Raw genomic sequence first — 24,124 nt, 5'->3', positions numbered from 1 at the left:
AAATTTACATTAACAAAATTTCGGTGATGGACATTTTAAAAAAAGCCAAAGATTATGTTGAGACCTTATTCAAAGATAAGCTATCTTCGGTATACTTTTATCATAATTTTATACATACAACATTTACGGTAAATAAAGCTGAAGAGATCCTGAAAAACACGCCTGTTTCTGAAAAAGATCAGGAAAAGGTACTGCTTGCACTTTGGTTTCATGATACTGGATACATAGAATGTGCCAAAGACCACGAAGAAAAAGGCGCAGAGATTGCAAAAAGCTTTCTGCAGAAAGAAAATTATCCCGAAAACGATATTAATGAGATCGCCAATCTGATTTTAGCCACAAAAATTACCTACGATCCCCGGAATCTTCTTGAAAAAATTGTAAAGGATGCAGACTGCAGCCATTTTGCAAGCCACGACTACAATGATATTTCCGATGCCTTACGAAAAGAGTGGGAGCTTACCAACGTAAGATGTTTCTCTAATGACGAATGGAATGCGGGTAATCTGGATATGCTGAAAAACCGGCATCAGTTTTATACCGATTATGCAAAAAGTACATGGCAGCCGCTGAAGGAAAAAAATATCAAAAAAATTGAAAAGAAATTAGAAAAAGAAGACAGTAAAAAAGACAGCTCAGAAAATAAAAAAGAAAAGGATAAGGATAAAGATCCTAAGCCGGACAGAAGTGTTGATACGCTTTTCAGGGTTACGCTGAGTAATCACACAAGACTGAGTGATATTGCCGACAGCAAGGCCAATATTCTACTTTCTGTAAATGCCATTATTATTTCGGTTTGTCTCTCGGTGTTGGTTCCAAAGCTTGACACCCCAAAAAACTCGCATTTGATTATTCCGAGTTTTATTTTGCTTTTGTCGGCGGTTCTTACCATCATATTTGCAATCTTATCGACAAAGCCTAATGTTACAAAAACTAAATTCAGTTTGCAGGATGTAGCCGACAGAAAAGTAAACTTGCTGTTCTTTGGTAATTTTAACAGAATGCTGTTTGATGATTATCAGAGCGCCATGAATGTTTTGATCAAAGACAGGGATTACATTTATGATTCTATGGTAAAGGATCTGTACTATCTCGGGAAAGTGCTGGACCGAAAATACAGGCTCTTATCAATCACCTACAAGATTTTTATGGCAGGAATCATAATTTCCGTACTCTCTTTTGGTTATGCTTTTTTAAGCCTTTAAAATATACATTTTTTAATGAAAAACTCATCCAAAGCAGGATGAGTTTTTATTTTAAGCCAATGAAACTCTCAGAGCAAGAAGCCCTGTAATTCCCTGAAGATCTTCTACGCGAAGAAACTCTACATCATTTTTCAGAATTCCTTTTTTCTGCAGTTTATTAACATAATCAAGATATTCTCTCTGATTTTCCATGCCAAAATACACGATCGTTATTTTTCCCGGACACGTTATCCTGTCTGTAGAATCTTTTACATGCGCTTTATCCAGACGTTTCTTTATGATTTCGTAATATGAGTTGTAGGCCCCGTCAACGTCAAACCTTTTTTCATCCATCCTGAAGCGGATATCCACTTTTTCATTATAGACAAAAATGAGTGAGGCAATATCCAGGCAGATTGGAAGATCTTTCCTGAAATTCTGGAATTCACGTTCCATATTGCATATCGTCTTCAGCTGCCAGTATCTGAGCTTATGGACAACCTTTGAGTGATAAGGAAGATCTGGAGCAATATTCCGGCCGATGTACAGATTATGCTCAACGCCATCCGATTTAAACCTTTCATAATAATGAGGAAAAATCTGCTGAGCCTGTATCTGTGCTTCATCCAGAACATCAGCCAATTTCCTGTTTACCAATGTTATTGAATCATCCAGGCTTTTCCTGTTGGCATAAAAAAGGTCTGTCTGGGTGAAAACCTGTGCAAAATAATCTTTAATTTTTGCTTTAACCTCACTGGAAGATTTTATTTCTAATTTGGCCTGAAGAAACGGATGTATCTCATCTCTCAGCAGCCGCTGGAACCGCTGTTCGCTGTCTGCTTTTATTTCGTTGTTGAGCTCGTTTTCAAAAATATCCAGCGCCAGAAGATATTTTTCCGATTCCGAATTGGTTAATGTAAAAATTTCATGAAGACATTCGATCTGCTGGTTAAGATCTTCAAGCATCAGGTTAAACCGTTTTTCAGACGAAGACCGGATATCGGAAAACCCGAAAAGCGGTGTCAGGTTTTTAAATGAAATCTGTCTTAAAGTATATATTTTTTTTGCCAGTGACGCATTGAAATATTTCTCGGCTTCATTCCTGAATTTCCACACCACACTGTCATGAATAGTGGTGTATTCGCGTTGGATGATGGCTTCGATCTGATAATTTTTCTCAAAACTGAATCTGTTTAATGAAAACAGGATCATATCTGAGAAGAACTCCATTTTTTTTAATTTTAACCCATTGAAGCTGTTCACTACCGGTGATGTAAATTCCATGATTGCCAGCAGATCATTATCTTTCACAATAGGAATGACCATGAAACTGTTGATGTTATTATCCCTTAAAATCCCGAAAGAAGACAGTGATTTGATTTCGTGATCAAGGTTTTCGATGTTGGAGACTACAATCGGTTTAGAATTGTGATTTAAATTGGTAAATGTTGTTTTCCTTGTTTCATCATCAAAAGTATTAATCCAGAAATCCAGAATATGATTCGTAAAAAGGTTTTCATAAATCGGCAATTTCTCCAGCCGCTGATCTTTTTTGTTAAAAAGCATCAGTCCGAAATTCAGATCGGAAACATCAAAATAGGATTTGAAAATCTCGATGAGGTTTTCATCCGGCGAAAGGTTTTCAGGGTCTATACTGATCATGCTTGATTTCAGATCAGACAATGCCACTTCTGAAGTACAGTCTACCAGGGAAATAATTGTGAAGCCTTTTAAGATCCACGATTCCGAAGGAAAATATTTTTTCCAGAGTTTAAAATCATCAAGATTTTCGAGCAGCATATCTACTACCTCTTCAGAAGGAATCTTTGCATCTTCAGTAGGATATACTTCCGCAAAATCCGCGTTCACGGTGATTTTGTAATGTTTCATGATTCCCTGTCTGTTGGGAATGTCGTAATAAAACGGAAGCGAACTTCTGATGTCTCTTTTGTAATAAGTCTGCAGAATAAGACAGCAACAGAATACATAAAATTCGTCGTCATCAATATTCCGGAGCTCTATCTCGAAGTCTTTTCCTGCGTCTTTAAGAATATTTTTAAATCTTTCCGTATAGTTGAATGTGATATTGGAAAGTGGTATGCTGGCAGCTTTTATTTCATTATTGGTAAGCCCAGTGGGAAACAGATCGGAAAGCAGAAGCCTGATCAGTTCTTCGTGTTTTTCCAGCAGTGATACATCCTGAAAGCCATCTCTCAGTTCCTGAAAGTTTGCGGTTTTATCGATTAATGATTTAGCATAGTTCACCCGGTATTCCAGACGGTCGTTGTAGCGGATGTGCTCCAGCACATCCAAGTATTTTTTGAAAGAGATGTAAACCTGAAATGGAGCGTCTTTTTTATAAAGATTTGCCATAGAGTAAAGTTATAAAAAAACCACAACTTTAAGGTTGTGGTTTTATATTTTATGAGGACTTTTATAGTCCGAACTGTCTTGCAAAAAGATCTGGGAAAACACCTAAAACAATGATTGAAGCGATCACGAATACAGCAACAATATTGTACGTTATAGTTACTTTCTCTGAAGATTTGAATGTGCTTTCTTTAAAGAAGAACATAGAGATGATTAACCTCAGGTAATAAGCAATGGAGAGTGCAGATCCTAGTACGGCAACCAATACAAGGAAAACACCGTGATCAGAATTCATAGCCTGGGAAAATAGTGCAAATTTACCCATGAAACCTGCCGTTAAAGGAATACCTGCCATTGAAAGCATTGAGATTGCAGCTGCCGTAGCCAATAACGGTTCCGATTTTGCCAGTCCTCTGAAAGCTCCGAAGGAAGTTTCTCTTTTTAATTTTTCAACATAGATCAGGCACATGAAAACACCTACTGTTGATAATGCATATGCAAACAGATAGAATGCTAAATTATAAGTTGAAAGACTTGTCATTCCGAAGAACACCAATCCGATATATCCTGCATGGGAAACGGATGAGTAAGCCAACATTCTTTTTGCATTGGTCTGGGCAAGACCCATAACGTTTGCCAGAAGCAGGGTAATGATCAGGAATACCCCGAAAACATTGATCCATTGTTCCGTAACACCGCCAAACCCGATGGTCATCAGTCTGAACAGTGCAAAAAATCCTGAGATTTTTACGACACTTGCCATGAAAGCCGTGATTAATGACGGCGAACCGTAATATACATCAGGACTCCACATGTGGAACGGAGCTAATGCCACTTTGAATGCCAGTGCACAAAGAATCAATAAGACTCCTAAAATAAACATGGCATCTTTTGGATTTGAAACTCCGAAATCCTGAATTTTGTATAAATCAAAACTTCCTGCGCTTCCATAAATAAAGGCAATCCCAAACAATAAAAAACCTGTTGCGAATGCACCCATCAGGAAATATTTAATGGAAGCTTCATTAGATCTCAAATCGGTTTTATTCGCTCCTGCCATTACGTATAAAGGAATGGAAAGGATCTCAACTCCTAAGAATAATGTTACCAGATTCTGGAATCCGAAAAGGATAATGCCGCCGCACAATGCGAAAAGCATCAGAGCGTATAATTCAGACTGGTGGCTTCTGTGATTGCTGAATGCAAAACCTCCCAAAAAGAATAATAGTAATGTGGTTACAATGGATATTTTAGTAAATAATGCAGTATTCGCAGTATAGTCGTACATGTGTCTGTACTGCCCGAAGAATGCCGCTTCCGGCATAAAGCTTACCCATAATGCGATGATTAATCCCAAAATCCCAATGTATCTTGCGAATTTCCCCTGTTCAAAAACTCCTGAAAATAACGCAACAACTGCCGTTAGGAAAACAATAATTAAAACACTCATAATTTATATTCGAGATTTGAAGTTTAAAGTTAAGATCTGTTCTTGCTCTTTATTCTTCACCGATCTCTTAGTTTTTTAATTTTTAAATCTTTTAATTTTTAACTGGCCATCGCCGTGTAGATAAACTTCAATGAACTATTCACCAGCTCGATGATCGGTTGTGGGAATATACCAAATACAATCACGAAAACCGCTAAACTTGCCAATACTGAAAATTCTACAGCAGAAAGATCTTTTGCTGTGCTCAGAACGGCCTCATCACCGGGACCGAACATTGCTTTTCCGTAAAATCTTAATAAATATACTGCGGCAAGGATTACTGTAAGACCGGCAATTACCGCTGCCAATCCGTTAAAATCATATATCGATTTCAGGAGGATAAACTCCCCGATGAATCCATTGGTTAACGGAACTCCCATTGAACCTAATATAATGATCAGGAACAGCACGGCAAACTTAGGCGCTACTTTTGCAAGGCCTCCCATTTGTCTGATGTCTCTTGATTTGAATCTCTTGTATAAAATATCACAACAGTAGAATAATCCAGCTACATTAATACCGTGGGCAAAAGTCTGTACCAGTGCACCTTCGGCACCTTCAATATTGAAAGTTCCTCTTAAAGTAATGACTGCAGAAGCAAAAATACCTGCTACCATCAATCCTACGTGAGAAAAAGATGAGTATGCGATGATTCTCTTCATATCCGTCTGAATGATGGCAATCAATGCTCCGTGAACAATGCCTACAATGGCAAGGATAATAACAATTTGCCCGGAAATTCCGGCAATCGGAAGTGGTGTGATCGGTAATAAATAACGCATAACTCCGTAGATCGCCATTTTAAGCATGATCCCCGATAAAAGCATAGAGCCCTGAGTCGGTGAGTAGGTATACGTATCAGGCTGCCAAGTGTGTAAAGGGAAAACTGGTAATTTCACTGCAAAAGCAAAGAAAATAAACCAGAATACCACAGTCTGTTGTGTTTCGTTTAATTGTGCATTATATAAATCTGTCAGTGCAAAAGATGCAGACTGATTGTACACATAGATCAATCCGGCTAACATGAATAATGACCCAACGAATGTATATACGAAGAATTTTGTAGTAAACTCAAATCTTTTATTTTCCTGGCCCCAAAGTCCGGCAATAAACCAGATCGGAATCAAGGTTACTTCCCAGAAAATGTAGAACAATAATCCGTCCAGCGAAGTGAAAACTCCTACCAACCCAAACTGCATGAGCAGAATAAGTCCGTAAAAAGAATTTCTGTAGCTTACATTTTCATTAAAAGAAGATAAAATAATGATCGGCGTTAAAATATTGGTCAGCAATAAAAGAAGCAGGCTCATCCCATCAATACCGAAGTGAAGAGAGCTTTTAATGAACTGTGACCAGGGATAATTAATCTCATGCTGCAGTACACTGTCTACAGTAGGGGCATAATTAAAATCTGCCGCAATGTAAAAAGTGATGAGCATCTGTACCAATGCAATTCCCAATGCCAAATATTTGCTTGAATTGTTTTTCCATGCAAAAACTAATCCCGAACCTACGAGAGGTAATAGTAATAATGTTAATAACAACTCAGACATTATTATTGTAATAAAAAGTTAACAATTAATATAATTCCCACCGCCAAAGACATAACCAGAATGTAATTCTCTACATTTCCGTTCTGAATACGTTTCATGGCTTTTCCGCTATCTTCAGCGCCATCACCCACAAAGTCTACAAAACGGTCAAGAATACCATTGTCAAACATCTTTCCTCCGCGTCCTAATCCTTCAACAGTTTTTACAATCAAAGCATTGTAAAGTTCGTCAATATATAATTTTCTGGCAGACAGTTTTTCCCATCCTGTGTACTGCTCTTCCGGAAGAGCCTGCTTTTTCTTGTTAACATAGGTATTTTTAACAAGAAACCATACACAGAAGAACATTAAAACGGTAGCTCCCAAAAGTATCATTTCTGTACCAAAAGGAACGCCGGAGAGCGTTGCTTCCATTTGGTTAAAGCTTTCCTCGGTAAGCACCGGCTTCAGCCATTCCATTAATTTGGCATAATGACCGTGACCTATGAAATGAGGAAGGTTGATAAGACCGCCTACAACCGAAAGAACAGCCAATACGATCAATGGTATGGTCATATTGGAAGGGCTTTCATGAAGGTGATGCTTTTGTTCGTCAGTACCTCTGAACTCTCCGTGGAAAGTTAAATAGTACAATCTGAACATATAGGTTGCAGTAACTGCTGCCAAAATGAATAAAATCACCCAATAAACCGGGTTTTTAGCAAAAGCAGCTACTAAAATTTCGTCTTTGGAAATCATCCCCGATAATAATGGGAATCCTGAAATAGCTAATGTTCCGATAAGGAAAGTAGCATGGGTGAGAGGAATGTATTTTTTTAATCCACCCATGAAACGCATATCCTGTTCGTTGCTCATAGCGTGGATTACAGAACCTGCTCCAAGGAATAATAAGGCCTTAAAGAAAGCGTGCGTCATTACGTGGAACATCGCTGTTGTATAAGCTCCCAACCCTAAAGCAATGAACATGAATCCAAGCTGTGAAACGGTGGAGTAGGCCAGTACTTTTTTAATGTCGTTCTGACGCAATGCGTAGAATCCTGCTAACGCTGCCGTTAAGAATCCGATGAATAGAATTCCGTCCTGAACGCTTGGCGCTAAAGTAAATAAGAAGTTGGATCTTACGACGAGATAAATCCCCGCTGTTACCATCGTTGCAGCGTGAATTAATGCTGAAACAGGAGTCGGTCCTGCCATCGCATCCGGTAACCATGTATATAACGGAACTTGAGCAGATTTACCCGTTGCCCCAATAAATAAACTCGCCGTAATGAAAATGATTACACTTCCGTCCAGTTCAAATTTTCCGGCATTTTGTTTAATCGTAAGATAATCTACGGCATTCGTCTGTGATGCCAGCATGAAAATTCCGATCAGTAAAGCAAGGTCACCAATTCTGTTCATGATAAACGCTTTTCTTGCTGCCTTACCATATTCTTCATTGGTGTACCAGAAACCGATGAGTAAATAGGAACATAATCCTACGCCTTCCCATCCGATAAATAAAATCAGGTAGTTGCTTCCCATCACCAAAAGTAACATAGAGAAGATAAACAGGTTCAGATAAGTGAAAAACTTATAGAAACCTTTATCATGGCTCATATATCCGATAGAGTAGAGGTGAATTAAAGAACCGATACCAGTAATGATCATGATCATCATCAATGACAACTGATCGATCTGGAATCCGAAATTAATCTGAACACCGTTTACTCTAAACCATTCAAAAGCTTTTACAATTACAGGCTGGCTCTCGGAGTCGAAATTCATGAAAATACTTACTGCAATGCAGAAAGACGCAAAAACCATTGCTGTAGCCAGGCTACCCACAACAATTTTTGGCAGATTTTTCCCGAATAAACCGTTTATAAGAAAACCTAAAAGTGGTAAAAGTATTATTGCATACACTAAATTTTCCATTCTTATCCTCTTAATTTATTAAATATACTTACATCAACAGAACGGGTATTTCTATACAGCATAGCAATAATTGCCAGACCTACCGCTACTTCCGCAGCAGCAACCACCATAATGAAGAAAACTAAAAGTTGTCCGTCGCCATTACCTTTGTATGCCGAAAATGCAGCCAGTAAAAGATTAACAGAATTGAGCATAAGCTCTACACAACCCAAAATAACAATAGCATTTTTTCTCAGCAATACTCCCAACACTCCCAGACTGAATAATACAGAAGAAAGAATGATGAAATAATTCAGAGGGATGCTTTGTATAAATGTATTTACTTCTCCCATAATTTATAAATCTTTTTTACCGATTAATACCGCACCTACAATACCTGCCAAAATAAGGATGGATGCAAGCTCAAACGGTAAAACATATTCATTAAACAAAAGTCTTCCCAGATTTTTCGTAAGTCCGATACTTCCATCTACATTTTCAACTGCAATCTGGTCCTGCTGAACTCCTCTGAATACGCCCAAAACTCCAATTAATAAAAGCCCGGCCGTAAAAACTCCAACAAATTTTAAAGTATTGTTCTTCTTACTTTCGTCTTGTTTATTAAGGTTAAGCATCATCAGGATATAAAGGAATAATACCATGATCGCTCCGGCGTAAACAATAATCTGGATAATCGCAAGGAACTGTGCATTCAGAAGAATGTACATGCCCGCAATAGAAAACATCGTAACAATTAATGACAAAATAGCATACAAAGGATTTCTTGCAAATACGAAATATACCGCACTTGCCACTGCTAAAAACGCCACCAAGAAAAATAAAAACTGATCCATTATTTTACCGCATTTTTTTGTTTCTCGGATTGTCTTTCAGTGATATCAATCCTTTCGTTTATTTTTTCAACCAATTTATCTTTTCCGTAAATGAAAGAACCTCTGTTGGTTTCCACGTCTACCAAACGGTCTGTAAGATAGATGGCAGATTTCGGGCAGGCTTCTTCACACATACCGCAGAAGATACATCTCAGCATATTGATTTCATATACCGATGCATATTTTTCTTCTCTGTAAAGATGCTTTTCCTCTTTAGTTCTTTCAGCAGCTGTCATGGTAATAGCCTCTGCAGGACACGCTACTGCACAAAGTCCGCAAGCGGTACATCTTTCTCTGCCTTCCTCGTCTCTTTTCAAAACGTGCTGACCTCTCCAGATATCTGCTCTCGGTTTCTGTACTTCCGGATAAGAATATACTGCAGGTGCACCTTTCAGTACGGTTCTTACAGCATGCTTAAAAGTAATCCCCATTCCCGTAAAAATGGCAGGAAGGTAGATTTTTTCAGCAAGGGTCATTTCTTTGTTGGAAACAACTTTTGATCTGTTCGTAAGTTTCATTTAATTATAGATGTTAGATGTTAGACATTAGATTTAGACTAATCTTGTCTGTTATCTTAATTTTTAATATTCTATTCACACAAACCTTATAGGTTTCAAAAACCTATAAGGTTTAGATACGTTGTATTAATTTCCAAATGCTAAAATTACAGCGCCTGTAATCAGCAAATTCACTAATGCCATTGGTATCAAAGTTTTCCAACCCAAGTGCATTAATTGGTCATATCTGAATCTTGGAAGTGTCCATCTGATCCACATAAAGATCAAAATTCCGATGATTGTTTTAATTAAAAATGCTACGATACTCAAAATCCCGGCTGTATTTTCTCCCCAGTGTTGAGTTACCCATTCAATTCCCGGATAGTTATACCCTCCAAAGAAAAGAACAACCATGAATGCATTGGAAATGAACATGTTTACATATTCACCAAACATATACAAACCTAATTTCATAGAAGAATATTCTGTAGAATATCCTGTTACCAGCTCAGATTCACACTCCGGTAAATCGAAAGGGTGTCTGTTGGTTTCTGCCAAAGCAGCTACTATGAACACAAGGAAAGCGATCGGCTGGTAGAAAATGTTCCAGTTCAATCCGGAAACCCAGGGAATGAATCCCCATAATTTTCCATTGGTCTGGCTTTCCGTAATTTCTTTTAAATCTAAACTTCCTGTCATCATAATGATAGAAAGCAAGGCTAATCCCATTGCCAATTCGTAAGAAATCATCTGGGAAGAAGCACGGATGGCGCCTAATAATGAATATTTGTTGTTGGATGCCCAGCCTCCGATCATAATTCCGTAAACTCCGATGGAAGCCATTCCGATGATGAACAGTACCCCAACATCGATATTCGCTACCTGAAGATCGTAAGAAGTACCGGCAATATTTAAACTTTTACCCCAGGGAATTACTGCTCCTGTGATTAATGATATAAACATTACTAAAGCCGGCCCCAATACGAAAAGGAATTTTTCTGCGTTGGCCGGGGTAAAATCTTCTTTGAAGAAAAACTTTCCGCCGTCGGCAAGAGGCTGCAGTAAACCGAATGGTCCTGCTCTGTTGGGCCCGATCCTGTCCTGCATAATAGAGGCCACTTTTCTTTCCGCCCAGGTAGAGTAGGCTGCAATCGTTAAGGACAGCAGAAAAAGCGCTAATACAAGTATAAGTTTAAATGTAAGTAAATCCATTTTATTTTTAAAGATTTTAGATATGAGATGTCAGATGCTAGATAAGAGATAAAAATCTAATGTCTATGTCTGAGATCTCATTGTCTTTATTATTTATTTTTCGTCTTTTTCACTGATTTCTTTAGCCAGCGGATTGTTTAAAACTCTCAGCTCATCTTTAGGCTTTTCGTAGTGATTCAATGAAATTACGGAGTGTCTGTCGATGTGTCTAGGACCTTCAATATTCCAGTCACTTAGATTCTTCCTTTCGAAACGGCAGGTATCGCAGATGAATTCTTCCACTTCACCCCACTGATCTTTTCTTGCGGTAACTCTTATAATTTCATCACCTTTCATCCAAACCGTAGCCTTCCCTGAACATTTCTCGCAGTTACAGGTAGCGTTCATTGGTTTTGTGAACCACACCCTGCTGGCAAAACGAGCTGTTCTGTCGGTTAATGCTCCTACCGGGCAAACGTCGATTACGTTTCCGATGAAGTCATTATCCAAAGCTTTATTTAAATAAGTTGAAATCTCTGCATGATCTCCTCTGAAAAGAATTCCGTGTTCCCTTTTTCCTGTTAACTGGTTAGCAGCCAATACACATCTTGCACAAAGGATGCAGCGGTCCATATTCAGTTTGATATGCGGGCCAAGATCATCTGCATCATAGGTATTTCTTTCAAACTCAGTTCGTGTTTCGGGGTTTCCGTATTCGTAACCCAGATCCTGAAGATGACATTCTCCCGCCTGATCACAAACCGGGCAGTCCAACGGGTGATTTACCAGTAAAAACTCGGTAACTGCTTTTCTTCCTTCCTGAGCTTTTTCTGAAGTAAGATTTTTTACTTCCATACCATCCATTACATTGGTTCTGCAGCTTGCAACCAATTTTGGCATAGGACGGGGGTCTGCTTCAGATCCTTTAGAAACTTCCACCAGGCAAGTTCTGCATCTTCCTCCGCTGGCTTCCAATTTGCTGTAGTAGCACATTGCAGGAGGTACAGATTTTCCGCCGATTTGTCTGGCAGCTTCTAAAATAGAAGTTCCAGGCAGTACCTCGGTAGTCTGTCCGTCTATAGTTATTTTGAATTTTTTAACCTCTTCGCTCATATTCTATGCTTTTCGCTTTACTGTTCGAGCAGTATGCTTTATTAATTATACTTTCTTGTATTAAATGTATAGCCGATACCAAAATCAACTTCTCCGTACACAAAATCCTGTGAAGCCTTATCCGGCTTGTTATTAAGAGTTGTTTTAATGTCCGGCATATTAATGTAACCCAATTTACCTTCCACCTGAACCACAACATGTCTTATGGCGACCAGACTTACCGTTCCTCTGATATCAGCACCGAACCCTGCGAGATGGAATCTGTCACTCCTTTCATTTCCCATCAGCTTTACATTCGACTTTGGCAGCAGGGCGCCGATTCCGGCTCCATAGCTCACAAAAAGATCAATATTATTTTTGTTTAAAATATTATGATACCTCTGCGCACCAATGTTAATATAATTGAGACCATCTGTGTGTTCAAATGTTAATAATTTGGAATCACTCAAATCTACTTTTCCATTCTGAACCAATGCGGCATATTCAGGATTATTGATATATCCTTTAAAATCTACCGTCTGCTCCTGATCCATTACATACTTCATGTGGTCCATTCCTAAAGTAATACCCAGATTATCTTTAGGGAAATACGTGATTCTGTAATTCACCTGCGGAATTGTGATTGAATTAGGTTTAAAATAATCTCCCCAATCAAATTTCGTCTGTCTGTCATGGGCAACAACATTGTTCAGTTGAAAATCATATCCATCCCCTTTAAAATGAATATCCGATTTTGAATACACCGAATTGTTCCACCCCCAAAATATTAATACTGATCCTTTTTTAAATGGATCCACATGATTTTTTTGGGCATTCACACCCAAGCTTACTGCTAACCCAAGCAGTAATACACACTTCTTTATCACCTTCATTCTTGTTTTAAAACAGTCTTTAAACTGTCGGTGCCGGTATCGGATCTGCATAGTGAGCCAATCCGTAATTCTGTGTTAAACACAGTTCAGGATTTTTCACATGCCATTCAAATTCATCTCTGAAATGGCGTATTGCTGCTGCTACCGGCCAAGCTGCCGCATCCCCCAATGGACAGATTGTATTACCTTCTATTTTTCTCTGAATGTCCCAAAGCAAATCGATGTCTTCCATCTTGCCCTGTCCATTTTCAATTTTCTTTAAAATTTTATACATCCATCCCGTACCCTCACGGCATGGTGTACATTGTCCGCAACTTTCGTGATTATAGAATCTCGCTAAAGTCATGGTATGTTCTACGATACACTGGTCTTCATCCAATACGATAAAACCACCCGAACCCATCATTGTTCCGGTAGCAAAACCTCCGTCTGCCAATGATTCGTAGTTCATATATCTCGGTTCTCCGTTTACGGTTTTTAATAATAAATTAGCCGGAACAATTGGTACAGAGCTTCCTCCAGGAATACAGGCCTTCAGCTTCTTCCCGTTTTTGATACCGCCACAATATTCATCTGAATAAATAAATTCTTCAACCGTAATGGTCATGTCGATTTCGTAAACTCCGGGTTTATTGATGTTTCCACAAGCTGAAATCAATTTCGTACCTGTAGATCTCCCCACTCCGATTTTTGCGTATTCGGCTCCGGTAATATCGATGATTGGAACAACTGCCGCTATAGACTCAACGTTATTTACTACCGTAGGTCTTTCCCAAAGTCCTTTTACAGCCGGGAATGGCGGTTTTAATCTTGGGTTTCCTCTCTTTCCTTCAAGAGACTCGAGCAATGCCGTTTCTTCACCGCAGATATATGCTCCTGCACCTCTTTGAACGTAAATTTCAAGATCGAAACCTGTCCCCAGAATGTTTTTACCTAGAAAACCTGCTGCTTTAGCTTCTTCAATCGCTTCTTCCAGGATATCGGGAATCCATGAGTATTCCCCACGAATGTAGATATAAGAAGTGTTGGAGCCCAAGCAGTATGATGAAATGAGCATTCCTTCGATCAATAAGTGAGGAAGAAATTCCATTAAATATCTGTCTTTAAAGGTTCCAGGTTCAGATTCATCGGCATTTACCACCAGGTGTCTTGGAACACCTTCAGGTTTCGCTAAAAAGCTCCATTTCATCCCGGTAGGGAATCCGGCACCACCACGTCCTCTCAGTCCGGAAGCTTTCACTTCTTCCAGGATTTCGTCGGGTGTCATTTTAAGAGCTTTTTCAGCTGCTCCGTAACCTCCCTGTCTGCGGTAGGTGTCGAAGTAGCGGATTCCTTCTATATGTGCGTCTTTAAGTAAAAGTTTTTTACTCATTTGTTATTTGCTTATTGCAATTGGCTTTTAGCTTCTTGCATTTAATTATTAAAATTTAAATTAATTTAAATCTGAGATTTAAATTTTTATTAGTCTAAAGCGATCTGTCCTTCTCTGCAAAGATCAAGGATTTCGTCTACTTTCTCTATTGTTAAATTTTCATGAAAGAATTTTCCAAGCTGCATCATCGGAGCATAACCACAAGCACCAAGACATTCTGCAGGTTTTAGGGTAAACATTCCGTCTTCAGTAGTCTGTCCGTCTTTGATGTTGAGTTTTGTACGGATATGGTTCAGGATTTTTTCACTTCCCGAAACCATGCACGGACCGGTTCTGCAAACCTCCAGAACATATTTACCTACCGGCTTCATATTGAACATCGTATAGAAAGTAGCCACTTCATATACTTCGATAGGTTTTATACTCAATAATTCCGCAACATAATCCATTACTGGAACGTCTAACCATCCTCCGAATTCTTTCTGTGCCAAATGCAGTACAGGAATAAGCGCAGATTTTTGTCTGCCTTCAGGGTATCTTGCGATAATTTTATGTACCTGTGCTAAACTTTCCGGTTTAAAAGCTATTGTTTCGCTCATTTTATTTTGTTGTAAAATGTACATTGTACAAAGTACAAAGTATTATTATCTGTTTATATTTCTAAGTACATGATACCTTAATACCTCGTACTTTTTACCTTTTTATGCGTCTAATTCTCCCGCAATAATATTCATGCTGCACATCGTTACAATGGCATCCGAAATTACAGAACCTGTAATCATTTCAGGATAGGCCTGATAGTAGATGAAACATGGTCTTCTGAAGTGAAGCCTGTAAGGACTTCTTCCGCCATCACTTACCAGATAGAATCCTAATTCTCCGTTTCCGCCTTCTACAGCGTGGTACACTTCACCTTTAGGTACATCTGTTTCTCCCATTACGATTTTGAAATGGTAGATCAATGCTTCCATTTTCTGATAAACATCTGCCTTTTCAGGAAGATAGAAATCCGGAACGTCCGCATGGAACGGGCCTTCAGGAAGATTTTCGTAAGCTTGCTTGATGATCTTGATTGATTCCCAGATTTCCTGCTGACGAACCATGAATCGGTCGTAGGTATCTCCTGAAGTTCCTACAGGGATAATAAAGTCGAAATCCTGGTAAGAAGAATAAGGCTGGGCAACTCTTACGTCATAATCCACACCTGTTGCACGTAAGTTTGGACCTGTGAACCCATAGCTTAAAGCTCTTTCTGCAGAAATTGCTCCTGCTCCGATGGTTCTGTCCATGAAAATTCTGTTTCTTTCTAATAAAGTACAGAATTCTTTGAATCTTGGTGGGAATGTTTTAAGGAAATCCTTGATTAACTCATGGAATTTTGGAGTGAAATCTCTTTCAAAACCTCCGATTCTTCCCATATTGGTGGTCATCCTTGCGCCGCAGATCTGCTCATACATATCATAGATGCGCTCTCTTTCGATAAACATATAGGTAAGGCCTGTAATTGCTCCGGAGTCCATTCCCGTTACACCGTTACAGATCAGGTGATCCCCGATTCTTGCAAGTTCCATTAAAATAACACGCATATAGTCTACACGTTTAGGAACTTCAACGCCTATTAATTTCTCTACGGTTATGTGCCATCCCAAGTTGTTGATTGGGGCAGAACAGTAATTCATACGGTCGGTAAGGGTAGTGATCTGAGCGTAATTTCTTCTTTCGGAGATTTTCTCAAATGCTCTGTGGATGTATCCAACGGTTTGTTCTGCGTGAAGGATTCTTTCCCCGTCCATCGTTAAGATGTTCTGGAAAATCCCGTGTGTTGCAGGGTGTGTCGGTCCCAAATTGAGGGTATACAGTTGCCCGTCAATTTGTTCCTTACTTTCGTATTGGTTGAGTATATTGGATAATGAGTTATCTTTCATAATGATTGCTTTTAGCTATTTGCTTATGGCTATTGTCTAACTGCCCTTGGCCATTCGCTTTTTATCTTCCGAACATTGCATCGTCCTTATCGGTTCTTGTGCCATCTTCCAGACGATATTCTTTAAGCATAGGATGGTATCCGAGATCTTCCATGTTCAGAATAGGTCTAAGATCCGGATGTCCTTTAAATTTAATTCCGAAGAAATCATAAGTTTCTCTTTCCATCCAGTTGGCTCCGGCGTAAAGATCTACTAAAGAATCTACCTCGATATTTTCTCTGGACATGAAAACCTTAAGACGGAGCCTGAAACTTGTCATCATATTGTGAAGGTGATAAACCACTCCGATTTCCTTTTCAGGAAATTCCGGGTAATGGATTCCACAGACATCTGTAAGGAAATTGATTTCTAATGATGAATCTTTAAGGTAATGAACTATTTTCTTCAGGTCTTCTTTTTTTACCTCGATCGTCAGCATTCCATAAGGTTCTGAACTTGAAATCACAGATTCCGGAAATTCTCTTGTGATTGCTTCTAGTACAAATTCGTTCGTCATTCCGTTAGTTGCTTATGTTATAAGAATCTAATAGTTTTTGATATTCAGGCATATCTCTTCTTCTGATGCTTTCGCTTTCTGCAAGAGCCTGAACCTGCATTACGCCCTCTATAATCTGTTCCGGTCTAGGAGGACATCCGGGAACATAAACATCCACAGGAATAATTTTGTCAATACCCTGTAATACAGAATAAGTATCAAAGATACCTCCGCTGCATGCACAGGCACCAACAGATACTACCCATTTCGGCTCTGCCATTTGGGTATAAACTTCTTTAAGCACCGGGCCTAATTTTTTTGATATCGTTCCGCAAACCATCAATAAATCTGCCTGTCTTGGTGAGAAAGAGTTCCTTTCCATACCAAATCTTGAAGCATCATACGTTGGGTTTAGGGTAGCCATAAATTCGATACCACAACAAGAGGTTGCAAAAGGCAGCGGCCATAGCGAAAACTTTCTGGCCATACCGATTACACTGCTCAGTTTCGTTGCGAAAAACCCTTCTCCTTCAAATCCTTCCGGAGCAGGTGCATCTGTTCTTATTATTGGTTTGTTATCTGACATTTTTTTAGATTTAAGATTTTAATTTAGATTTCAAATTACTGTTAATGTTAGTTATAAAGTAAGCTGAATTATCTAAAATCATCATTTAAAATTTCTATTTCTTTTATTTATCCCAATCCAATGCACCGCGTTTCCAGACATAGAAAAATGCCATGAAAAAAATCGCTACGAACATAAGCACAGCTAAGAATCCTTCCATGCCGAATTCTCTGAAATTTACTGCGTACGGATAAAAAAATACGATTTCAATATCGAATAATACAAACAGTACTGCTGTCAAAAAATATTTTATCGAAAACGGTGTTCTTGCATTTCCTTCTACCGGGATTCCACATTCCCAGCTTTGGTTTTTCACAGAATTTCCTTTTTTCTGTTTCGGACCTAAAAAATGCGCGCCAAGCAAAGAAATGGCTACGAAACCTATCGCAACACCTGCTTGTATAAGGATTGGAATATAACTTTCGGGTAAATTCATTTTTGCATTATTATCTCAATTTGCAAATTTAGCGAATAAACAAGAAAGCATGAAATTTATCGACTTAAAAGTGGAATTAAAATCCATTAAACCGGTAATTTAGAATCAATAAAAATTAGCTATTGATGATTGTTTCTATTATGTAGATTTTCCCTTTTTTTGTAGGTAAAATCAATAAATGTTTTACCGTGTTATTATCGGAGATTTTAAGGCATTTTAATAATTTAATATCATCTGTAAAATAATATTGCTAAACGGATGAAATATTAGAATAGTAAGCAAATATCACATCTGTTATTTTTTCATCTTTTTAAGAAGTGAAAATGCCATAAATGCGATATAGGCGAAAATAATGCTTGCGAATAGTATGTTGACAACGGTATTGGTACGGTCATCAGGAATCTGAAGAAAAAGATTGTATATAATATATCCGGCAACTAAAACACCGAAGATAATAAGCTGTGGCTTCATAAGATGAAATTAAATTGTATTAATCTAAAGGTTTTCTCAGACATATTACCCGTTGATAATGTTCAGGGCGTAAGTACGTCTTCTTTTATGGTTAACAGGGTTATAATCCTGCCAAAGCAGCTGAACGCTCTTGTTTTCTTCCAATTCCGGGTTGGTTTCCAGGTATTTCACTCCTTTTTTTCTGAAAAGTTTCCAGATTTCCTTAAAAATAATGGATGTCACACCTCTTCGCTGATAGTCGGGATGAATCCCTATCAGATAAAAATTTGCGCGGTCATTCTTCTTTCCAGCCTGCAAAAAGTGCCACCAGCCGAAGGGTAAAAGTTTTCCTTTCGATTTCTGCAGTGCCTTTGAGTAGGAAGGCATCGTAATGGCAAAAGCAACAAGCTGATTTGCATCATCAGCGACACATACAATGTAATCTTTATCGATTAATTTAAAATATTTTTCCTTGTAGGTTCTGCGCTGTTCTTCAGAAATAGGAGTGTAGGTAGATAAATGTTTGTACGTTTCATCTAAAAGATCAAACATAGGATCAATATATTCAGTAATCTCTTCTTTTGATCTGAAATTCAAAACCTTAAGTTTGTATTTTTGTGAAATTAGTTCGTTGAATTTGTGTATTTTATCAGGAAGTATTTCCGGGAATTGCAGCTCAAACTCTACCCATTCTTTTTCTTTCTGTAAGCCTAAATCTTCAAGGTGTTTCGGATAATATTCGTGGTTGTAAATTCCGATCATGGTAGCAAGCTTGTCAAAACCCATTGTCAGCATTCCGGCTTTATCAAGATTGGTGAATCCCATCGGGCCTTCTATTTTTTCTATGCTTTTTTCTTTGGCATAAGCGATTACGGTATCTATTAATGCTTTTGAAACTTCACGGTCGTCAATAAAATCTATCCATCCGAAGCGTACTTTTCGGATTCCCAGTTCCTTTTCTTCTTTGTGATTAATCATTACAGCGATTCTTCCGCAAATGTTATTGTCTTTAAAAGCTAAAAACTGCTTCGCTTCAGAATACTGCATTGCAGGGTTTTCAGACGGATTCCATATATTGATTTCGTCATTGATAAATGACGGGACGTAGTACGGATTGTTTTTATACAAATCCATTGGAAATCTGACGAATTGCTTTAACTGATCCGTTGTTTTTACTTCAATTACTGAAACTTTAGACATAGTTTTAAAAGGCAAATTAATAAGCAAATATAACCAATTAAATGTTATACTTTGGCACAGTTTTTACATCATTTGGGGTGAAAATATATTGTAAAGTTACTAAAAAATGATAGGTTATTATATAATCATTGGGGTTTCTATGCTTGTAAGCTGGTGGATATCATCAAAGCTAAAGTCGAAATTCGAATATTATTCCAAAGTACATCTCAGAAACGGGCTTTCCGGTAAGGAGGTGGCAGAAAAAATGCTGAGAGACAACGGTATTAACGATGTTCAGGTAATATCGGTTCCGGGACAGTTAACAGACCACTACAATCCTGAAAATAAAACAGTAAATCTTTCCGAAGCGGTTTATATGCAAAGAAATGCTGCCGCAGCGGCGGTTGCAGCGCATGAATGCGGGCATGCAGTACAGCATAAGGTTGGCTATTCAATGCTTCAGCTGCGCTCCAAGCTGGTACCTGTAGTTCAAATCAGCTCGAATCTTATGCAGTTTGTTCTTATTGCCGGAATTATGATTATGGCTGCTACACAAAGTATTGAGAATCCTACGGGTAACCGTATGGTATTAGCGATAGGAGTAATTATGTTTGCTTTTACCACTCTTTTTGCCTTTGTAACTCTGCCGGTAGAATATGATGCAAGTGAAAGGGCTATGAAATGGCTGAAAGACACAGGTACTGTAACTGCCGAAGAATATGTAGGTGTAAAAGACAGTCTGAAATGGGCGGCCAGAACATATGTGGTTGCTGCGATAGGCTCGCTGGCTCAGCTTTTATACTGGGCATCACTGCTTATGGGAGGCAGAAGAGATTAATTATTGAATTTAAAATTTATATGCTGCATTTCGGACAGTTTGTCCGAAATGCTTTCTTTTTGTGAAAGTTTTAAGGAGGCGGTGACCAGGCACTGTTCATTAGCGTCAAAGCCAATAACCTTGGCATCATACTTTAAAAGGAGTGTAAAAATAATATTCTGCTGATCAAAATTGAACCTGATTTCTATTGTTGTTTCAAGTTCTTTGGTGATAATATGAGATTCTTCCAAAGTCAGTTTAGCCGATTCTTTATATGTTTTTACCAAACCCGAAACGCCTAGTTTTGTACCTCCATAATATCGTACAACGATTACAATAACATTGGTAATCTCGTTTGCCAAAAGCTGATTGTAAATGGGCAGTCCTGCACTTCCTGAAGGCTCTCCATCGTCATTGGCGCGGTAATTTTCTCCTGTAAGTCCCATTCTGTAAGCATAACAATGATGCGTTGCTTTCGGGTGTTCAGCCTTTATTTTTTCCAAAGCAAGTTTAAGTTCCCCTTCATTGTTAATAGGATAGGCAAATCCTATAAATTTGCTTCCCTTTTCTTTTAATAGTACATTTTCTATGGGTTTCTCTATCGTTTTGTATTCTAACGTCATTGTTTTCTGCTTTGATTTGCAAAAATACTAAAAGAAAATGAGCCTCTTTAAAAGGCTCAGATAATAAATATTATTCAAAATGATTCAAACGGATTAAATCTGTGGAACGCCTTCACATGCGAACACAGAGCATCTGCCAATTGGTTCATGCACAAAGGCCATATAATTAATATAACTTTATTTATTTTCATAGAATGAAATTATATTATCTCTGAATTTTTCTGACTTATTTTTTTCTTTTTCAAATTGCGGAGCAGGTGTCCCGTTCAGAAGTTTCAGATCCTTATTCTCAATAACGACAGCTTCATCCCAAAGATTTTCATCAATAAATTGCTGTAATGTGAATCTGCCTCCTTCTATAATCACCGACTGGATTTGTTCTTTATATAGAGCATTCATCAGTTCATTCAGAAAATTTTCCTTTTTAATTTTGATGAAACGCAAATTTGCTGTTTCTTCCTCTTTAATAGTATTAAGGATTAAAGTTCTGGCTTCTTTATTATAGATGTTAAAATCGTGCGGAACTCTCAAATCAAAATCAATTAAAATCCTGATAGGATTTTCGCCTTCTGCGTTTCTTACAGTGAGGGCAGGATTATCATTAAGTGCTGTTTGTGTACCGACAAGGATCGCGTGTTCATCTGCTCTTAATTGATGAACAAACTGATTTACCAAAGAATTTGAAATGGAAACGGGCTGAAAATCCTTATCCATAAATCCGTCACCCGATTGGGCCCATTTCAGGATGATGTAGGGCCTTTTCTTTTCATGATAGGTGAAAAATCTTTTATTTAATGCGGTACATTCTTCTTCAAGAATTCCTGAAACGACTTCTATTCCTGCATCCTGAATGATTTTTTTTCCTTTTCCATTGACTTTGTCGTGAGAGTCCATAGCGCCGATTACGACTTTCTTAAAGCCTAATTCTTTTATTTTCAGGGCGCACGGCGGCGTTTTTCCGTAATGTGCACAGGGCTCCAGTGATACATAAATGGTAGATTCCGGGATAAGTGAGCGGTCTTTAACGGAATTGATAGCATTTATTTCCGCATGATTTTCGCCTGCTTTCTGATGGTAGCCTTCACCGATAATGGTGTCGTTATATACAATTACGCTTCCTACCAGCGGATTCGGGTAGGTTCTGCCGAGTGCTTTAGCGGCAAGTTCAATACATCTTTTAATATAAAATTCGTCCTGCATGTTTTAATGAAAAAAAGCGAAGACAAATTGCTTTGCTCCGCCTTTTTTAGATTTTAAGTTATATTATTCTCCGGCAATAATGCTGTGAAGATTTTGTTTCAATGTTTCCAAATGAGCTTTTTTCTCTTCAATAGAATCAAAGGTTTCCTTTAAAAGCGGATTTTCTCTGGAAGGATTTTTGAAGAATGCAAGATTGTTTTCCAGTTTCACAATTTCAGCTTCGAGATCAGAAATCTGGCTCTTCATCTTTCTTGCTTTATCAGTCAGCTGATTTTCAGACAGGCCTTCCTCTTTAAGTTCAAGTTCGTTGATTTTATTGAGTTTAAGTTTTTCTCTCAATGTTTTGTTGAACTCGGTATTGATTGAAATTTTATCTCTCGGAACTTTTCCAATGTTGTTCCAGGCGGTTTTTATAGCTTCGATTCTTTCAATGCTTCCTTCTTCATTGGTAACTGTTTTCAGCTCATCAAGAAGCACTTTTTTATTTTTATAATTCTCTTTCCAGTTGTCGGTAGAAGCATTGCTTTTTTCCCTGTAGTTATTGAAAAATGCATTACAGGCATCACGGAATTCGTCCCAGATTTTATTGGTCATGCTCTTCGGAACATGTCCTATTTTTTTCCAGTCTTCCTGAAGCTTTTTAAACAGAGGTACGGCAATATCCCATTCTTCATTGTTCTGATTATCTTTTGCCGTCTGGATAAGCTTTAGCTTTTCTTCAAGATTAGCCTGCTGAGAGCCTTTTAATGATTTGTAATACGTATTTTTCGTAGTATTGAAGCCTCTTAATGTTGTTTTAAAATCACTCCAGTTCTGGTTGGAAAGTTTTCTTGGAACGCTTCCGGTTTTCAGGAATTCCGACCTTAATTCTTCCACTCTTCTGATGGCGTTCTGCCAGTAATTGTGGTTCGGGTTTTCAGATGGTTCTGAAAGTTTTTTGATTTCAGCAATAATCTGGTTTTTCTTCTCAAGATTTTCGTTTTGCTCTGTTTCAATGGCTGCCGAAAGTTCAGATTTTCTTTCGTGAATTTTATTGGAAATTTCCTTGAATTCTTCCCATGTTTTCTCACGGAATTCTTCTGCTACAGGCTCTGCTTCTTCTTTCCAGAGTTTATGGAGGTACTGAAGCTCATTCAGTGCTTTCTGAATCACAGGTTCCTGCTCAAGCTGTTTGGCACGTTCGATAATATGCTGTCTTTTTTCAAGATTGTGGCTGTATTCCTGTTCAAGAAATTCTTTGTTGAGATCCAGCATCTGATAAAACTGATTCAGATGGTGGAAATAATTATTGTTTAGGATTTTAAACTCAGACTTTGCTACCTGTCCTGCCTTCGACCAGTCCTCTTTAATCTCTCTTATAGATTTAAAGAGATTCGTGCCGGGTTCAGAATTAGTATATAGATTTTTAAGCCTTTCAATAATATTCTGTCGGTGGTCCAGATTTTTCTTCTGCTCCTCTTCCTGACCTTTCTGGTAAGCATCATGTTTTTCTCTGAATATATTTACCAGAGCTGAAAATCTTGCCTGGGAAGGATGCTCGTAGCTGAAGTTTTCGGGAGCGTTTCCGGCGTCGGTATATTCGTGCTTTTTATCTTCCACCTCATCATGGATGTAATGACTTGCTTTTTCTTTAAGCTGATTGAATTTTTTAAAATCCTCACCGGCATTAGGAGCGTTGATGATTTTTTCCATTTCCTTCAACGTATCAGCCAGGGATAGGTCTACCTCTTCGTGTTCTTCATCCTGTTCATGTTCTTCAACTTGAACATTTTCATTCTTAGGGGTAACGTTTTGTGAATTTTCTTCCGAAGATTCCTGAGTAAAGTTTTTGTTTTCCTCGTTTTCAGAAAGGTTGTTTTCTGTAGTCATAGCAAATCGTTTATTGTGAGTGGCATTAAAATATAT

General features: G+C 38.2%; 23 protein-coding genes. 2 read left to right on the top strand and 21 right to left on the bottom strand.

The genetic code is table 11. The annotated features are described in order from the left end of the window. Window positions 1-26: 26 nt before the first annotated feature. On the top strand, window positions 27-1,205 hold the full coding sequence (locus ACYT6F_RS02390; protein WP_472599721.1) for a Pycsar system effector family protein: 1,179 nt from the start codon (window positions 27-29) through the stop codon (window positions 1,203-1,205). Between the two features lie 51 nt (window positions 1,206-1,256). Here ACYT6F_RS02390 and ACYT6F_RS02385 read toward each other — a convergent pair whose 3' ends face one another. From ACYT6F_RS02385 to ACYT6F_RS02300, 18 genes are all read right to left on the bottom strand, one after another. After that, window positions 1,257-3,557, bottom strand: coding sequence for a GAF domain-containing protein (locus ACYT6F_RS02385; protein WP_472599720.1), 2,301 nt, complete (start codon window positions 3,555-3,557; stop codon window positions 1,257-1,259). A 61-nt stretch (window positions 3,558-3,618) separates the two neighbouring features. After that, window positions 3,619-5,004, bottom strand: coding sequence for an NADH-quinone oxidoreductase subunit N (locus ACYT6F_RS02380; protein WP_472599719.1), 1,386 nt, complete (start codon window positions 5,002-5,004; stop codon window positions 3,619-3,621). A 98-nt stretch (window positions 5,005-5,102) separates the two neighbouring features. Then, on the bottom strand, window positions 5,103-6,596 hold the full coding sequence (locus ACYT6F_RS02375) for a complex I subunit 4 family protein (protein ID WP_472599718.1): 1,494 nt from the start codon (window positions 6,594-6,596) through the stop codon (window positions 5,103-5,105). Between the two features lie 2 nt (window positions 6,597-6,598). Then, entirely contained in the window at window positions 6,599-8,512 is a 1,914-nt protein-coding gene (nuoL, locus tag ACYT6F_RS02370) for an NADH-quinone oxidoreductase subunit L (protein ID WP_472599717.1), read from the bottom strand. Between the two features lie 2 nt (window positions 8,513-8,514). Beyond that, window positions 8,515-8,844 (bottom strand): NADH-quinone oxidoreductase subunit NuoK, encoded by a 330-nt coding sequence (nuoK, locus tag ACYT6F_RS02365; protein ID WP_029298757.1) that lies wholly within the window; start codon window positions 8,842-8,844, stop codon window positions 8,515-8,517. 3 nt (window positions 8,845-8,847) lie between these two features. Beyond that, window positions 8,848-9,345, bottom strand: coding sequence for an NADH-quinone oxidoreductase subunit J family protein (locus ACYT6F_RS02360; RefSeq protein ID WP_472599716.1), 498 nt, complete (start codon window positions 9,343-9,345; stop codon window positions 8,848-8,850). Next, a complete protein-coding gene (locus tag ACYT6F_RS02355; RefSeq protein WP_029298761.1) occupies window positions 9,345-9,902 on the bottom strand; it encodes a NuoI/complex I 23 kDa subunit family protein in 558 nt (185 codons plus the stop codon). The genes ACYT6F_RS02360 and ACYT6F_RS02355 overlap by 1 nt, the downstream gene beginning before the upstream one ends. Before the next feature lie 126 nt (window positions 9,903-10,028). Beyond that, complete coding sequence (nuoH, locus tag ACYT6F_RS02350) at window positions 10,029-11,093, bottom strand: NADH-quinone oxidoreductase subunit NuoH (protein WP_169229240.1); 1,065 nt, start codon at window positions 11,091-11,093, stop codon at window positions 10,029-10,031. 93 nt (window positions 11,094-11,186) lie between these two features. Then, window positions 11,187-12,185, bottom strand: a complete 999-nt coding sequence (locus tag ACYT6F_RS02345) for an NADH-quinone oxidoreductase subunit G (RefSeq protein WP_472599715.1) — start codon at window positions 12,183-12,185, stop codon at window positions 11,187-11,189. 41 nt (window positions 12,186-12,226) lie between these two features. Then, window positions 12,227-12,982 carry a hypothetical protein gene (locus ACYT6F_RS02340; protein ID WP_472599714.1) on the bottom strand — a complete coding sequence of 252 codons (756 nt, stop codon included), beginning with the start codon at window positions 12,980-12,982 and terminating at the stop codon, window positions 12,227-12,229. A 94-nt stretch (window positions 12,983-13,076) separates the two neighbouring features. Further along, window positions 13,077-14,429, bottom strand: a complete 1,353-nt coding sequence (gene nuoF / locus ACYT6F_RS02335) for an NADH-quinone oxidoreductase subunit NuoF (protein ID WP_472599713.1) — start codon at window positions 14,427-14,429, stop codon at window positions 13,077-13,079. 89 nt (window positions 14,430-14,518) lie between these two features. Next, window positions 14,519-15,028, bottom strand: coding sequence for an NADH-quinone oxidoreductase subunit NuoE family protein (locus ACYT6F_RS02330; RefSeq protein WP_169229244.1), 510 nt, complete (start codon window positions 15,026-15,028; stop codon window positions 14,519-14,521). A gap of 102 nt (window positions 15,029-15,130) precedes the next feature. Continuing rightward, on the bottom strand, window positions 15,131-16,354 hold the full coding sequence (nuoD, locus tag ACYT6F_RS02325; RefSeq protein ID WP_472599712.1) for an NADH dehydrogenase (quinone) subunit D: 1,224 nt from the start codon (window positions 16,352-16,354) through the stop codon (window positions 15,131-15,133). Window positions 16,355-16,415: 61 nt separating this feature from the next. Next, on the bottom strand, window positions 16,416-16,910 hold the full coding sequence (locus ACYT6F_RS02320; protein ID WP_472599711.1) for an NADH-quinone oxidoreductase subunit C: 495 nt from the start codon (window positions 16,908-16,910) through the stop codon (window positions 16,416-16,418). A gap of 4 nt (window positions 16,911-16,914) precedes the next feature. Beyond that, window positions 16,915-17,475 (bottom strand): NADH-quinone oxidoreductase subunit B, encoded by a 561-nt coding sequence (locus ACYT6F_RS02315; RefSeq protein WP_066441001.1) that lies wholly within the window; start codon window positions 17,473-17,475, stop codon window positions 16,915-16,917. 103 nt (window positions 17,476-17,578) lie between these two features. Beyond that, window positions 17,579-17,950 carry an NADH-quinone oxidoreductase subunit A gene (locus ACYT6F_RS02310; protein WP_472599710.1) on the bottom strand — a complete coding sequence of 124 codons (372 nt, stop codon included), beginning with the start codon at window positions 17,948-17,950 and terminating at the stop codon, window positions 17,579-17,581. A 294-nt stretch (window positions 17,951-18,244) separates the two neighbouring features. After that, entirely contained in the window at window positions 18,245-18,421 is a 177-nt protein-coding gene (locus ACYT6F_RS02305; RefSeq protein WP_169229247.1) for a hypothetical protein, read from the bottom strand. A 45-nt stretch (window positions 18,422-18,466) separates the two neighbouring features. Then, window positions 18,467-19,600, bottom strand: a complete 1,134-nt coding sequence (locus ACYT6F_RS02300; RefSeq protein WP_472599709.1) for a GNAT family N-acetyltransferase — start codon at window positions 19,598-19,600, stop codon at window positions 18,467-18,469. A 106-nt stretch (window positions 19,601-19,706) separates the two neighbouring features. On the opposite strand from ACYT6F_RS02300, the gene ACYT6F_RS02295 reads away from it, so the two are divergent. Further along, a complete protein-coding gene (locus ACYT6F_RS02295; RefSeq protein ID WP_472599708.1) occupies window positions 19,707-20,417 on the top strand; it encodes a zinc metallopeptidase in 711 nt (236 codons plus the stop codon). On the opposite strand, the gene ACYT6F_RS02290 is transcribed toward ACYT6F_RS02295, so the two are convergent. From ACYT6F_RS02290 to ACYT6F_RS02280, 3 genes are all read right to left on the bottom strand, one after another. Continuing rightward, entirely contained in the window at window positions 20,414-21,019 is a 606-nt protein-coding gene (locus ACYT6F_RS02290; protein ID WP_472599707.1) for an IMPACT family protein, read from the bottom strand. The two genes, ACYT6F_RS02295 and ACYT6F_RS02290, sit on opposite strands and share 4 nt — an antisense overlap. Window positions 21,020-21,196: 177 nt before the next feature. After that, entirely contained in the window at window positions 21,197-22,219 is a 1,023-nt protein-coding gene (ribD, locus tag ACYT6F_RS02285; protein WP_472599706.1) for a bifunctional diaminohydroxyphosphoribosylaminopyrimidine deaminase/5-amino-6-(5-phosphoribosylamino)uracil reductase RibD, read from the bottom strand. 63 nt (window positions 22,220-22,282) lie between these two features. Further along, on the bottom strand, window positions 22,283-24,088 hold the full coding sequence (locus ACYT6F_RS02280) for a DUF349 domain-containing protein (RefSeq protein ID WP_472599705.1): 1,806 nt from the start codon (window positions 24,086-24,088) through the stop codon (window positions 22,283-22,285). Window positions 24,089-24,124 lie beyond the last annotated feature (36 nt).

Source organism: Chryseobacterium sp. NG-CE01 (assembly GCF_055695505.1).
This window is presented reverse-complemented; position numbering and strand designations above follow the sequence as displayed.